Below are 12838 nucleotides of genomic sequence, written 5' to 3'. Positions count from 1 at the left end.
AACCCCCCCCCCCCGCCCGCCTACCGATACTGCGCGATAAGCCCCAACCATTTACACCAAAAAAAAACAAAAAAACAGGGCCTTAGCCCCCCGGCCCGGGCGGGGCGCGCCCTTCGCTCAGGGCGCGCGCCGCCACGGGCCGGGGTGTGGACTACTCGCCGGGGTGGGCGAGTTCGATGTCGTGGCCGTCGACGCCGGGGCCGGCCACGGTCAGCGCGGTGGCCACCGGCGGGTAGCCGGTCGCGATGACGGTGTAGTCGCCGCCGTCCAGGTCGGTGAAGGCGTACGCGCCGTCCGCACCGGTGGTGGCGCTGCCGACCACGTTGCCCGCCTGGTCGACCAGGGTCACCCGGGCGTCGGCCAGCGGGCCGTGCGGGGCCCGGACGACACCCTGGAGCCGGGCGCCGGCGTCAAGGTCGACCTCGACGCGGGTGACGCCGGTGGCGCCGACCTCGACCGGCAGGGCGCGCGGCCGGAAGCCGTTCGCGTTGACCGCGACGGTCACCGTGCCCGGCACCAGGTCGGTCAGGGCGAAGTCGCCCTGCTCGCCGGTGGCGGCGGTGGCCAGCAGGTCGCCGCGCACATCGGTGACGATGACCATGGCGTCCTTGACCGGCAGCGCGCTCCCGGCGGCCCGGACCACACCGGTCAGCCCGCTGGTGCCGCTCAGCAGGATGTCGTACGACAGCGGTTCCCCGCCCACCACGATGGTGGAGGCCTGCGGCTGGTAGCCGTCGGCGGAGGCGATCAGGACGTACGACCCGGTGCCGGGGGCGTCGAGCGCGTAGGAACCGTCGGCCTGGGCGACCGAGCGGCCCAGCTGGCGGCCGGACAGCGAGATCAGGGTGATCGCGGCCTGCGGGACCGGGGCGCTCTCGGCGCCGCGGACGAAACCGTGCACCGGGATGCCGCCACCGGTGCCGGGCTCGGCGACCGTGGCGACGGCGCCCGGCTGCGTGGCCGCGGTGGCCGTGGTGCCGTTCTCGCCGACGACGGGGGCGGCCCAGCTGGGCACCCGCTCCGGAGCCGGAGCCGGAGCCTGGGCCTCGGCGACGGCCGGCGCGGCGGCCGGGTCGGTCACGGGGGCCTCGCCCTGGGTGGCCTGGGCGAGCGCGCCCCTGGTCTTCAGCGGGACCTCCTTGATGAACAGCGTGATCAGGAAGGCGATGGCGGCGAGGCAGCCGGCGATGAGGAAGACGTCGGCGATGCCGTGGCCGTAGGCGCTCTCCAGCAGCGTCCGGATCGGCTTCGGGAGCGCGTCCATGTCCGGGATGCTGTCGGTCGAACCGGAGCCGCCGGCCAGGGCCTTCTGGTACTTCGGGCTCAGGTCGGCGACGCCGTCCTGCACGTAGTGGGTGATCCGGCGGGACATCACGGCACCCAGCGCGGAGACGCCGACCGCACCGCCGAGGGAGCGGAAGAAGGTGACCGTCGAGCTGGCCGAGCCGAGGTCGGAGGGCGCCACCTGGTTCTGCGTGGCGAGGACCAGGTTCTGCATCATCATGCCGATGCCGAGACCCAGCAGGGCCATGAAGACGGCCATCTTCCAGTAGTCGGTGTCGTACCGGATGCCGCCGAGCAGCAGCAGGCCGGCCGTGACCAGGACGCCACCGCTGACCAGCCACGCCTTCCAGCGGCCGGTGCGGGTGATGAACTGACCCGAGACGGTCGAGGAGACGAACAGACCGCCGATCATCGGGATGGTCAGGACGCCCGACATGGTCGGGGACTTGTCGCGGGCCAGCTGGAAGTACTGGCTGAAGAAGACGGTGCCGGAGAACATCGCGACACCGACGAACAGCGAGGCGAGCGACGCCAGGGTGATCGTGCGGTTGCGGAACAGGCGCAGCGGGATGATCGGCTCGCTCGCCTTCGACTCGACGAGCACGAACAGCGCGCCGAGGACGACCGAACCGCCGACCATCGCATAGGTCTGCCAGGACAGCCAGTCGTACTTGTCACCGGCGAAGGTGACCCAGACCAGCAGCAGGGAGACGGCGGCGGAGATGAGGGTGGCGCCGCCCCAGTCGACCTTGACCTCCCGCTTGACCACGGGCAGGTGCAGGGTCTTCTGCAGCACGATCAGCGCGATGATCGCGAAGGGGACACCGACGTAGAAGCACCAGCGCCAGCCCAGCCAGGAGGTGTCGGTGATGACACCGCCGAGCAGCGGACCGCCGACGGTGGCGACGGCGAAGGTGGCACCCAGGTAGCCGGAGTACCGGCCGCGCTCGCGCGGGGAGATCATCGCGGCCATGACGATCTGCGCCAGGGCGGACAGACCGCCGACGCCGATGCCCTGGAACACCCGGAAGGTGATGAGCATGCCGGGGTTCTGCGACAGGCCGGCCGCCATCGAGGCGACCACGTAGATGATCAGGGCTATCTGGACGAGAGCCTTCTTGCTGTACAGGTCGGCGAGCTTGCCCCACAGGGGAGTGGCCGCGGTCATCGACAGCAGGGCGGCGGTGACCACCCAGGTGTAGGCGGACTGGCCGCCGCCGAGGTCCCCGATGATGTGCGGCAGGGCGTTGGAGACGATCGTGGACGACAGGATCGCCACGAACATGCCGAGCAGCAGCCCGGACAGGGCCTCCATGATCTGCCGGTGCGTCATCGGGGCATCGCCGTGGGAGCCTCCCCCGTGCTTGGCGTGAGCCCGCACACCGGCTGGTGTGGTCGTTGCCATGGGCTTCCTTCTCTTATGTGCTTGCGGGTGTACGGGTGGTCTCGTGGGATACGGGTTCGGGGAGCCGCAGCGGGGCGGACCGGCAGTCGCCGAAGGACGCGCGCAGGCGCGTCATCAGCCGGATCAGCTCGGCGACGTCCTCGTCGGTCCAGTCCGCCAGCCGCTCGGCGAGCAGATGCGTGGTCCGCCGGGACAGCTCGTCGAGCTGCTCCAGACCCGTGGGCGTCAGGCGCAGGATGCGCGAGCGCTTGTCCGCGGGGTCCGGGTGCCGCTCGATCCAGCCGCGTGCGGCGACGTGCGCGACATGCCGGCTGGTGACCGACATGTCCACGGCGAGCAGCTCGGCGAGCTTGCTCATGCGCATGTCGCCGTGGCGGCCGAGCAGCGTCAGCACGGCGGCCGAGCCGGCCGGACAGTCGTGGGGCAGGATCCGCCCCATGTCCCGTTTCACGGCTCCGACGGCGCTGAGCTGACGCGCCAGCTCTTCGAACTGCGCCTGCTCGGCCATCACACCTCCCGTATCGTTGCTTAGGGCAACCATAAAGGTGCTTGGTTGCTGAAGGCAAACAAATCGGGGGTGGCCGGCGCAAAAAGTTGGCAAAGGCACGTATTGCGAACGTAAACATGCCGGTGGCTGCGGGTGGCGTGCCCCCGTCTGTCCCGGTGGCCCCGCACTTGGGTCGGTCCCCGGGATTCGCTAGGGTCTCGGGGCATGGCTAACACCCAGGGCCCCCAGGGCAATTACGACCCCGCAGGCAGCACCCAGATGTTCCGCGCGTTCGTCGACGAGGCTCCCCAGGGGCGGCAGCAGCAGGCGGCTCCCTCCGGCCCCCGCGTCGGCCTGATCATCGGTGTCGTCCTGGCGCTCGCCGTGGTGGCCGGCGTCGCCTGGCTGGCGATGTAGCAAGGGCCCGTAAGGGTCACTCCCACTCGACGGACACGTCCCGCGTCTCGATGTGCATGCCGAGCGGCACCCTCCAGGCATCCACGCACACCGTCCACGTGGGGTCCCGGCGCGCACCCGGCGCGAGCGGCACGGGCAGCTCCACGGTCGACCCGACCGTGCCCCAGTCGACGCCGAGCGCGCCGATGACGTGCGTCCCGAACGTCACCGAGCCCGAACGCACCGCCGTACCCCCCGAGTTGCGGAACGCCACGGTCACCTTCTGGCACCAGCGCCGGTCGGTGCCCTCGGTCGCCGGGGTGCCCCAGGAGAGGTCGGCGGGAGTCGCGGGAGGCGTCGTACGGCTCCGGGTCGGGCCGGGCGAGGCCGCCGGCGGTGTCGTACGACCGCTGCGGCTGCCGGACGGATCCGGTGTGCCGGGGGTGGCTCTCCCCGCGGGCTCGGCCGGCGTGGCCCGATCGGTGCGCGTGGGTGCGGCGGAGCCCGTGTCGCCGGCCCCGGTCGAACCGCTCGGTGCGGACGAAGGGCGCGCCGAGCGTGGTGGCGCCCCGTCGAGCGGCACCAGCGTCACCGACCCCGACGGCCGTACGGCGGTCGGGCCGCCCCCGCCCGCGCCGACCGCGGTGTGACCACCGCCCGGACCGCCGCCGCACGCGGCCAGCACCCCGCCCAGACAGACGACGGCCGCCGACGCTGCCGTAACGGCGCCTCGGCGGCCATGCGTCCATGTCGACGTACGAAGGATCCCGGTACGCAGCATCCGGTCATGGTGGCTGACGTACCGTCAGATGGGAAGCCCGCCGTCGGAAGCCCGCATGCGTGGCTCAGTCCGAGATCAGGCCGTCCCTGAGCTGGGCCAGCGTCCGGGTCAGCAGGCGGGAGACGTGCATCTGGGAGATGCCGACCTCCTCGCCGATCTGCGACTGGGTCATGTTGGCGAAGAAGCGCAGCATGATGATCCGCCGCTCCCGGGGCGGGAGCTTGGCCAGCAGGGGCTTGAGGGACTCGCGGTACTCCACGCCCTCCAGGGCCGTGTCCTCGTAGCCGAGCCGGTCGGCCAGGGAGCCCTCGCCGCCGTCGTCCTCGGGGGCCGGGGAGTCGAGCGAGGAGGCGGTGTAGGCGTTGCCGACCGCGAGGCCGTCGACCACGTCCTCCTCGGAGACGCCGAGCACGGCGGCCAGCTCGGTCACCGTCGGCGAGCGGTCCAGCTTCTGCGACAGCTCGTCGCTGGCCTTGGTGAGGGCCAGGCGCAGCTCCTGCAGCCGGCGCGGGACCCGCACCGACCACGAGGTGTCGCGGAAGAACCGCTTGATCTCGCCCACGACCGTCGGCATCGCGAAGGTCGGGAACTCCACGCCCCGCTCGCAGTCGAACCGGTCGATCGCCTTGATCAGGCCGATGGTGCCGACCTGGACGATGTCCTCCATCGGCTCGTTGCGCGAGCGGAACCGGGCCGCCGCGTAGCGGACCAGCGGCAGGTTCAGCTCGATCAGGGTGTCCCGGACGTAGGCCCGCTCGGGGCTGTCCTCGTCCAGCGCGGCCAGGCGCAGGAACAGGGAGCGGGACAGGGTGCGGGTGTCGAGGTTCGCCGTGGCCTGCGCGGCCGGGACAGCTTCGGCGGCCGGGTCGGCGGCCGGGGACGGCACGGCTTCGAGGGCCGTGACACCCTCGAAGCCGTCGAGGACGTCGAGAGCGTCGAGCTCCTTGGGCGCTGCCTCGCTCATCGTGGGCGTCAGCACCTTCGAGCTGCCCTGGTCTGCGGACATGCCACCCCCTTTGGGTCGCGGGACGGTCGCGGCGGCGCTGTCTTCACGAGCAACGCAGCCCTCACCTGAATACCGGAGCCGAAGCCACGGCAAACGCGCTTCCCGCAGAATGTCACATGTCGGCAACGCGCTGTACCGACATGTCGACATGTCAGATCCGGATCGGCCCTGGAAAGAAGGGGTCTGACGGTATTTCGGGGGCCAACTGACGGCAACCGCCCTGGTGAGCGATTTCGCTCGCGCCGGTTACCTCTCGATCGGGCTTGCGATGCAGTGCCGTTCGAGCCGTGCTTCCGTGCGCCTGCTATGCATCAGCCGCTACGGCTTCTGCTGCCGCTATGCGTCGATCCGATTTGCGGAACGCAGTCGCTGGAAGCTACGGGCGAGCAGTCGGGAGACATGCATCTGGGAGACGCCGAGTTCCGCGCTGATCTGTGACTGGGTGAGATTGCTGTAGTAGCGCAGAAGGAGGATGCGCTGTTCTCTCTCCGGGAGCTGGACGAGGAGATGGCGGACCAGGTCGCGGTGTTCCACGCCGTCCAGGGCCGGGTCCTCGTAGCCGATCCGGTCCAGCAGGCCGGGCAGTCCGTCGCCCTCCTGGGCTGCCTCCAGTGAGGTGGCGTGGTACGAGCGGCCCGCCTCGATGCAGCTGAGCACCTCCTCCTCGCTGATCCGGAGCCGCTCGGCGATCTCGGCGGTGGAGGGGGAACGGCCGTAGAGCGTGGTCAGGTCCTCGGTGGCGCTGTTGACCTGCACCCACAGCTCGTGCAGCCGGCGCGGGACGTGGACGGTGCGGACGTTGTCCCGGAAGTACCGCTTGATCTCGCCGACCACGGTGGGCATCGCGAAGGTCGGGAACTGCACGCCCCGGTCGGGGTCGAAGCGGTCGATGGCGTTGATCAGCCCGATGGTGCCGACCTGGACGACGTCCTCCATGGGTTCGTTGCGGGAGCGGAAGCGGGCGGCGGCGTAGCGCACGAGCGGGAGGTTCGCCTCGATCAGCGCGCCCCGCACCCGGTTGTGCTCCGGCGTGCCCGGGGTCAGCTCCTTCAGTTCGGCGAACAGGACCTGGGTCAGGGCCCGGGTGTCGGCGCCGCGGCGCTTCTCGGGGGCCGGTGGGTCCGGTGGGTCCGGTGGGGTCGGAGGGGGCGCCTCTTCCTGGGGCGGCGCAGTACTGGCCGACAAGGTCAACGCCACCTCTTCATCGGTCAATCATCCGTCAAAAGCGGTCATAGCATCACAAGACATGTGCACTGTGTGCAAGCACCCGATAACCCCGTGTTGTGTTTCAAACGCCGTCAACTTGGGGTAAGCAGAGCGTGGAAAGCCCCCCGCCGGAAAGGGTGGGGGGCTGTCGCGAGCGCGCGGGCCGGGGCTACTGCCCGGCGATCTCGTAGTCGGCGATCACCCAGGTGGCGAACTCGCGCCACAGCGCGACGCCCGCCTGGTGGGCCGGGTGCTCCAGGTAGCGCTTGAGGGCGTCGGCGTCCTCGACGGCCGAGTTGATCGCGAAGTCGTAGGCGATCGGCCGGTCGCTGATGTTCCAGGCGCACTCCCAGAAGCGCAGCTCCTCGATCTGGCCACCGAGCGCCCGGAAGGCCTCCACGCCCGCCACGACCCGCGGATCGTCGCGCTCGACGCCCTCGTTCAGCTTGAAGAGGACCAGGTGGCGGATCATGGGGTACCTCAGCTCTTTCCTCCGTGGGCGACCCAGGTCATGAAGTCGCCGATGGCCTTGGCCGCGTCCGATATGCCCTCGAAGCCTATCTGGACGTAGTCGGCCGCCTTGGCCGGGTCCGTGATGATCACGTACAGCGCGAAGACCACGAGCACGTACACGGCGATCTTCTTGGCGTTCACCGCCACCGCGGCCTCCCCTGTACCAGTGCCCGAGGGCCCCTGCCTGCCGGCGGCGAGTGTAACCTTCGGGCCTTCGCGTACGGCCAACAGCCCGCCGGAGCGCGGGCGATGTGTCCGGAACACGCGAAAGGCCCCGCTCTTCGGCGGGGCCTTCCTGCAAGCGGTAGCGGAGGGATTTGAACCCTCGGTGACTTGCGCCACACTCGCTTTCGAGGCGAGCTCCTTCGGCCGCTCGGACACGCTACCGAGGGAGACCCTACAGCAAGGTGGGGCGAGGTTTGAAATCGATAGCGGGTGCCCCCGTCAGGGACACCGTCAGCGGTCCCGGAAGAAATCGGTGAGGACCCGGGCGCACTCCGCCGCGAGCACGCCCTCGATGACCTCCGGGCGGTGGTTGAGCCGCCGGTCGCGCACCACGTCCCACAGGGAGCCGGCCGCGCCCGCCTTCTCGTCCCGGGCGCCGTAGACCACCCGGTCCACCCGGGACTGCACGAGCGCGCCCGCGCACATCGTGCACGGCTCCAGCGTGACGACGAGCGTGCACCCGGTCAGCCGCCACTGACCGAGCCGGGCCGCGGCCCGCCGGATCGCGAGGACCTCCGCGTGGGCCGTCGGATCACCGGTGGCCTCCCGCTCGTTGTGCCCGGTTCCGAGCACCGTCGTACCGTCCGGGGACAGCACGACGGCGCCGACGGGGACGTCCCCGCCCCGCACGGCCAGGTCGGCCTCCGCCAGGGCGTGCCGCATCGCGGCGCGCCAGCGGTCCCGTACCGGATCCGGCGCGCCCTGCGGTATCCGCCCCGTGGGCAGCGGGTCCTGTGGCGTGGTCAGCGGACGGTCTCCAGCACCTCCGAGGCGCCCAGGGCCTCGGCGATCGTGTTCAGCGCGTCGTCGGCGTCCAGGGCGCGCAGCTCCTTCTCGCTGATGCCCAGGTCGTCGAGGATCTCGCTGTCGCCCACCGGGCTGTGCGGCACCGCGTCGGCGGCGCCGCCCTCCTCCTCGTCGTCCTCGGACTCCCCGTCCTCCGTGCCGTCGAGGTCCAGGGCGTCCAGGTCCGGGCCGTCGTCCGCGCCGGGTTCCCGGCCGAGCAGCTCGTCGGTGAGCAGCAGCTCCCCGTACGCGCTGCGCTGGGCGGCGGCGGCGTCCGAGACGTAGATGCGAGGGTCGTCCTCGCCGTCCACGCGGACGACACCGAACCAGGAGTCCTCCTGCTCGATCAGCACGAGCACCGTGTCCTCGTCGGGAGAGGCTTCCCGGGCCAGGTCGGCCAGATCCGACAGGGTCTCCACATCGTCCAGCTCTGTGTCGCTCGCTTCCCACCCGTCTTCGGTGCGCGCGAGCAGTGCGGCGAAGTACACCGTGACTCTCCCACTGGTCATAGGCGTGCCGGTTGGGGGTCCCCCCGGCGGAGGTACGTGGGCGGGGAGAGCTGGGGCTCCGAGCCCCACCCACTCGGAATCGTGGCAGAAACAAGGCGTCCAGGGGACGTCTTCGGCTCCCTGTGTCTGGCTGTTTCGATCGTGGATCCGTGATCGGCTCACCAGCGCGCTCATTGCCGCCACCTGCGGATCGTACGCGGCTTTTCCCCGGGCTCACGCACGCCCACCTCCCCAACACCGGTGCGTGCGTGGATCTTCCGCTGTCCGGCGGCGTCCCGCACGGCTACCAGCGGAACGTCCGCATGCGCATCGCGTGGCGCAGCCGGGCGGCCTTGGCGCGCCGGGGCTGCACCCGGGCGCGCAGGGCGCGGGCCTCGGCGAGGTCGCGCAGGAACTGGGCGCGGCGCCGCCGGCGCGCGGCCTCGCTCTCGGGCTTGTCGGGATCGGTCCTCGCGGACCGCGCGGCGGGGCCGGTCGGGTCGCCGGCTCCGGAGGCGTCCGCGGGCAGGTCACGCTGGTCGGACACGTCTCACCACCCCACTTACGTCCTTCCCACTTTCCCCCGGATGGCCGGTTTGACGCCAGCGTGAGGGCGACCCGTGGCGCAGGTACCGTTAGGGGCATGCGTCTCCATGTCGTCGACCACCCCCTGGTCGCTCACAAGCTCACCACGCTGCGCGACCGCCGCACCGACTCCGCGACCTTCCGGCGGCTCGCCGACGAACTGGTCACCCTGCTCGCCTACGAGGCGACGCGGGACGTGCGCACCGAGGCCGTCGACATCCAGACCCCGGTCGCGCAGACCACGGGCGTCAAGCTGGCCCGGCCCCGTCCGCTGGTGGTGCCGATCCTGCGGGCCGGCCTCGGCATGCTGGACGGCATGGTGCGGCTGCTGCCGACCGCCGAGGTGGGCTTCCTGGGCATGATCCGCAACGAGGAGACGCTGCAGGCGTCCACGTACGCCTCGCGCATGCCGGAGGACCTGTCGGGCCGCCAGGTGTACGTCCTCGACCCGATGCTGGCCACGGGCGGCACGCTGGTCGCGGCGATCCAGGAGCTGATCAAGCGCGGCGCCGACGATGTCACCGCCGTGGTGCTGCTGGCCGCGCCGGAGGGCGTCGAGGTCATGGAGCGGGAGCTGGCGGGTACGCCGGTCACCGTGGTCACGGCGGCCGTGGACGACCACCTCAACGAGCTGGGGTACATCGTGCCGGGGCTGGGGGACGCGGGGGACCGGCTCTACGGGGCCGCCGAGTAGTCCGCTCCGCGCCTGCCGGGGTGCGCCCCTGCCGGGGCGCCGCTCAGCAGGACTTCTTCGTCGTGGCCGCCGGCTGCGGTTCGGTCAGGGCCGTCAGGGTCCGGTCGGCCGCCGCGCGGCTGGCCAGGCCCTTGAAGGCGTCTCCGATGATCAGGTCCAGGTCGGCGCCCTTGCGGCCGTCGGCGCGTGTTTCCGCGCCGGCCAGCTGGGTGCCGAGGACCCGCAGGGAGGTGTCCTGGGCGGCGGGGGAGCCGAGGAGTATCCCGGTGCTCTTCACCTTCTTGTCGTACTGCTTCGACGCGTTGCCCACGTTGCCGATTTTGAAGCCGCGCTTCTTCAGTTCGTCCGCGGTGCTCTTGGCGAGCCCGGTGCGCTTGGTGGCGTTGTAGACGTTCACGGTGATCCGGCCGGGCTCGGGGAGGGGCTGTACCCGGGCCACCGGGGCCGCCGCGGCCTTGGTCCGGCAGTGGGTCCCGGCGCCGGACGCCGTGGAGGTGCCGCCGCCGCCCGTGAAGACGTCGATGAGCTGCAGGGTGCCCCAGCCGACCAGGCCGAGCACGGCGGTGGACGCCACCACGGCGGCCACGAGCCTGCCGTGCCGTCGGGGCGGACGCATCCGAGGGTATTTGTCCCCCGTGATCCGGTACTGGCCGCCCATGCCGGGGGGAGTCAGCATGCTCATGAACGCAGCGTAGTGCGCCTGAGCGGCGATGCCTATCAGATGATCAGTCGAGGCCGCTCAGCGGAACCCGAAAGGGGCAACCGCCGTGTCGCGCCGGGTCAGTCGAGTTCGAGCACGCGCGCGTGCAGCACCTGGCGCTGCTGCAGGGCGGCGCGCACCGCGCGGTGCAGGCCGTCCTCCAGGTACAGGTCGCCCTGCCACTTCACGACGTGGGCGAAGAGGTCGCCGTAGAACGTCGAGTCCTCCGCCAGCAGGGTCTCCAGATCGAGCTGCTGCTTGGTGGTCACGAGCTGATCGAGGCGGACCGGGCGCGGCGCGACGTCCGCCCACTGCCGGGTGCTTTCCCGGCCGTGGTCGGGGTACGGCCGGCCGTTTCCGATGCGCTTGAAGATCACACGGAAAGCCTACCGGTCAAGACGTTCCGGGCGCAGCCATGGCGGCGGAGTGCAACGCTTGAAAAGATGGAGCAATTCCGGCAAATGGGCTACTACGGGAACGGGGGCCGGGGATGAGCGACAGCGAGACCGTGCCGCCGGCCGGGCCCGAGGGGGCCGGTGCGCGGCCCGCCGGGGCGCAGAAGATCGCCTCGGGTTACGCCTTCACCGGTCCCGCGCTCGACCTCGGCGCCCTGCTGTGGGACGGCGCGTGCCACCCCGGCGTGTCGGTCCGGGTCCCGCTGCCGGTGCTCAACCGGCACGGCCTGGTCGCGGGCGCCACCGGCACCGGCAAGACCAAGACCCTCCAGCTGATCGCCGAGCGACTGTCGGCGCAGGGCGTGCCGGTGTTCCTCGCGGACGTCAAGGGCGACCTCTCCGGCATCGCGCGGCCGGGACGGCCGGACGACCGGGTGCGCAAGCGGTCCGGCGAGGTCGGCCAGGAGTGGACCCCGGCCGGTTTCCCGGCGGAGTTCCTCGCGCTCGGCGGCCTCGGCCACGGCATCCCGGTGCGGGCCACGATCACCAGCTTCGGCCCGGTGCTGCTGGCCAAGGTGCTCCAGCTGAACCACACCCAGGAGCAGTCCCTCGGCCTGATCTTCCACTACGCCGACACCAAGGGCCTGGAGCTGGTCGACCTCAAGGACCTGCGCGCGGTCGTCGCCTTCCTCACCTCCGACGAGGGCAGGACCGAACTGCGGACCATCGGCGGCCTGTCCGGCGCCACGGCCGGGGTGATCCTGCGCTCGCTGACGGCCCTGGAGGCGCAGGGCGCGGCGGACTTCTTCGGCGAGCCGGAGTTCGACACGGCGGACCTGCTGCGCACGGCGCCCGACGGCCGGGGGATCGTCTCGGTCCTCGAACTCCCCGCCGTCCAGGACAAGCCCCTGCTGTTCTCGACGTTCCTGATGTGGCTGCTCGCCGACCTCTTCCACGACCTGCCCGAGATCGGCGACGCCGACAAGCCCCGGCTGGTGTTCTTCTTCGACGAGGCGCACCTGCTGTTCCACGACGCCTCCCGGGCGTTCCTGGACTCGATCACCCAGACCGTCCGGCTGATCCGCTCCAAGGGCGTCGGCGTCTTCTTCGTCACCCAGACCCCGAAGGACGTGCCCGGCGACGTCCTCGCCCAGCTCGGCAACCGCGTCCAGCACGCCCTGCGCGCCTTCACGCCCGACGACCACAAGGCCCTGCGGGCGACCGTGCAGACCTTCCCCAAGTCGGCGTACGACCTGGAGGAACTGCTCACCGGTCTGGGCACCGGCGAGGCCGTGGTGACCGTGCTGGGCGAGACCGGCGCCCCGACCCCGGTCGCCGCCACCCGGCTGCGCGCCCCGGAGTCCCTGATGGGCCCGGTCGACGCGGCCGCACTGGACGAGGCGGTCCGCGCCTCCCCGCTGCACGAGCGTTATGCACAGGCTGTGGACCGCGAGTCGGCGTACGAGAGGCTGGGCGCCGCCCGCCCGCAGGAACCGGCGGCCGCGGCACCCGGGCCCGGGCCGGCGCCCAGGGAGGAACCGTCGCTGGTCGAACAGGTCGTCGCCAGCGGGATGTTCAGGTCGCTGGCCCGCTCGGTCGGCACCCAGCTCGGCCGCGAGATCACCCGCTCCCTGTTCGGCACGGCCCGCCGGCGCCGGTAGCGCACCGGCCCGGCGGAGGCGGTGGAACGCCCCCGCCGGGGGCCGTTCAGCGGGCCCGGTCCTCCGGGGGCCGCTGCGGCTGCGGGGTGCGCTGGTCCGGCCTGGCGGCCGTACCGCGCCGGGCCTCCGCGCGCAGCAGGGCGCGCAGGACGGCGTAGGGATCGTTGGGCATGGCTGTGCTGCTCCTTGCGTCGAACCGACTGACCTCGCGGGGGACGCGGGTCCG

General features: G+C 71.5%; 17 protein-coding genes and 1 tRNA gene. 4 read left to right on the top strand and 14 right to left on the bottom strand.

The genetic code is table 11. The annotated features are described in order from the left end of the window. Nucleotides 1-151 precede the first annotated feature (151 nt). Together ABZ923_RS30605 and ABZ923_RS30600 are read right to left on the bottom strand one after the other, a co-directional pair. Nucleotides 152-2689, bottom strand: coding sequence for an MFS transporter (locus ABZ923_RS30605; RefSeq protein WP_361477943.1), 2538 nt, complete (start codon nucleotides 2687-2689; stop codon nucleotides 152-154). Between the two features lie 13 nt (nucleotides 2690-2702). Beyond that, on the bottom strand, nucleotides 2703-3197 hold the full coding sequence (locus tag ABZ923_RS30600) for a MarR family transcriptional regulator (protein WP_361477940.1): 495 nt from the start codon (nucleotides 3195-3197) through the stop codon (nucleotides 2703-2705). Nucleotides 3198-3401: 204 nt separating this feature from the next. Between ABZ923_RS30600 and ABZ923_RS30595 the strand changes: the two genes are divergently transcribed. Then, nucleotides 3402-3593, top strand: a complete 192-nt coding sequence (locus tag ABZ923_RS30595; protein WP_361477937.1) for a hypothetical protein — start codon at nucleotides 3402-3404, stop codon at nucleotides 3591-3593. 16 nt (nucleotides 3594-3609) lie between these two features. Here the strand turns inward: ABZ923_RS30595 and ABZ923_RS30590 are convergent, their stop codons facing one another. Next, nucleotides 3610-3801 (bottom strand): hypothetical protein, encoded by a 192-nt coding sequence (locus ABZ923_RS30590; protein WP_361477934.1) that lies wholly within the window; start codon nucleotides 3799-3801, stop codon nucleotides 3610-3612. Between ABZ923_RS30590 and ABZ923_RS30585 the strand changes: the two genes are divergently transcribed. Then, entirely contained in the window at nucleotides 3779-4222 is a 444-nt protein-coding gene (locus tag ABZ923_RS30585) for a hypothetical protein (RefSeq protein WP_361477931.1), read from the top strand. The two genes, ABZ923_RS30590 and ABZ923_RS30585, sit on opposite strands and share 23 nt — an antisense overlap. A 195-nt stretch (nucleotides 4223-4417) precedes the next feature. On the opposite strand, the gene ABZ923_RS30580 is transcribed toward ABZ923_RS30585, so the two are convergent. The 8 genes from ABZ923_RS30580 to ABZ923_RS30545 all read right to left on the bottom strand — a co-directional run bounded on the left by ABZ923_RS30580 (nucleotide 4418) and on the right by ABZ923_RS30545 (nucleotide 9124). Then, complete coding sequence (locus ABZ923_RS30580) at nucleotides 4418-5359, bottom strand: RNA polymerase sigma factor SigF (RefSeq protein WP_361477928.1); 942 nt, start codon at nucleotides 5357-5359, stop codon at nucleotides 4418-4420. A 336-nt stretch (nucleotides 5360-5695) separates the two neighbouring features. Next, nucleotides 5696-6550: an RNA polymerase sigma factor SigF gene (locus ABZ923_RS30575; protein WP_361477955.1), complete on the bottom strand. Its 855-nt coding sequence runs from the start codon at nucleotides 6548-6550 to the stop codon at nucleotides 5696-5698. A gap of 184 nt (nucleotides 6551-6734) precedes the next feature. Next, a complete protein-coding gene (locus ABZ923_RS30570) occupies nucleotides 6735-7037 on the bottom strand; it encodes a Dabb family protein (RefSeq protein WP_361477926.1) in 303 nt (100 codons plus the stop codon). Nucleotides 7038-7045: 8 nt separating this feature from the next. Continuing rightward, nucleotides 7046-7225, bottom strand: a complete 180-nt coding sequence (locus tag ABZ923_RS30565; protein ID WP_103817756.1) for a hypothetical protein — start codon at nucleotides 7223-7225, stop codon at nucleotides 7046-7048. A 155-nt stretch (nucleotides 7226-7380) separates the two neighbouring features. Then, nucleotides 7381-7465: transfer RNA gene (locus tag ABZ923_RS30560), tRNA-Ser, on the bottom strand. 69 nt (nucleotides 7466-7534) lie between these two features. Next, on the bottom strand, nucleotides 7535-7966 hold the full coding sequence (tadA, locus tag ABZ923_RS30555; protein WP_361477923.1) for a tRNA adenosine(34) deaminase TadA: 432 nt from the start codon (nucleotides 7964-7966) through the stop codon (nucleotides 7535-7537). A gap of 80 nt (nucleotides 7967-8046) precedes the next feature. Continuing rightward, complete coding sequence (locus tag ABZ923_RS30550) at nucleotides 8047-8577, bottom strand: hypothetical protein (RefSeq protein ID WP_361477952.1); 531 nt, start codon at nucleotides 8575-8577, stop codon at nucleotides 8047-8049. Nucleotides 8578-8881: 304 nt separating this feature from the next. Then, nucleotides 8882-9124 carry a hypothetical protein gene (locus ABZ923_RS30545; RefSeq protein WP_361477920.1) on the bottom strand — a complete coding sequence of 81 codons (243 nt, stop codon included), beginning with the start codon at nucleotides 9122-9124 and terminating at the stop codon, nucleotides 8882-8884. A 96-nt stretch (nucleotides 9125-9220) separates the two neighbouring features. Between ABZ923_RS30545 and upp the strand changes: the two genes are divergently transcribed. Further along, nucleotides 9221-9856 carry a uracil phosphoribosyltransferase gene (upp, locus tag ABZ923_RS30540; protein WP_353754511.1) on the top strand — a complete coding sequence of 212 codons (636 nt, stop codon included), beginning with the start codon at nucleotides 9221-9223 and terminating at the stop codon, nucleotides 9854-9856. Between the two features lie 43 nt (nucleotides 9857-9899). Here upp and ABZ923_RS30535 read toward each other — a convergent pair whose 3' ends face one another. Together ABZ923_RS30535 and ABZ923_RS30530 are read right to left on the bottom strand one after the other, a co-directional pair. Beyond that, nucleotides 9900-10538 carry a LytR C-terminal domain-containing protein gene (locus ABZ923_RS30535; RefSeq protein ID WP_361477918.1) on the bottom strand — a complete coding sequence of 213 codons (639 nt, stop codon included), beginning with the start codon at nucleotides 10536-10538 and terminating at the stop codon, nucleotides 9900-9902. 98 nt (nucleotides 10539-10636) lie between these two features. Further along, nucleotides 10637-10933, bottom strand: coding sequence for a type II toxin-antitoxin system VapB family antitoxin (locus ABZ923_RS30530; protein WP_004943146.1), 297 nt, complete (start codon nucleotides 10931-10933; stop codon nucleotides 10637-10639). Nucleotides 10934-11046: 113 nt separating this feature from the next. Here ABZ923_RS30530 and ABZ923_RS30525 point away from each other — a divergent pair, with 113 nt between their 5' ends. Continuing rightward, a complete protein-coding gene (locus ABZ923_RS30525; protein ID WP_361477915.1) occupies nucleotides 11047-12612 on the top strand; it encodes a helicase HerA-like domain-containing protein in 1566 nt (521 codons plus the stop codon). Between the two features lie 46 nt (nucleotides 12613-12658). On the opposite strand, the gene ABZ923_RS30520 is transcribed toward ABZ923_RS30525, so the two are convergent. Continuing rightward, nucleotides 12659-12784, bottom strand: coding sequence for a hypothetical protein (locus ABZ923_RS30520; protein ID WP_361477913.1), 126 nt, complete (start codon nucleotides 12782-12784; stop codon nucleotides 12659-12661). Between the last annotated feature and the right edge of the window lie 54 nt (nucleotides 12785-12838).

Origin of the sequence: Streptomyces sp. NPDC046881 (assembly GCF_040645015.1) — a bacterium.
Taxonomy (GTDB): Bacteria; Actinomycetota; Actinomycetes; order Streptomycetales; family Streptomycetaceae; genus Streptomyces.
This window is presented reverse-complemented; position numbering and strand designations above follow the sequence as displayed.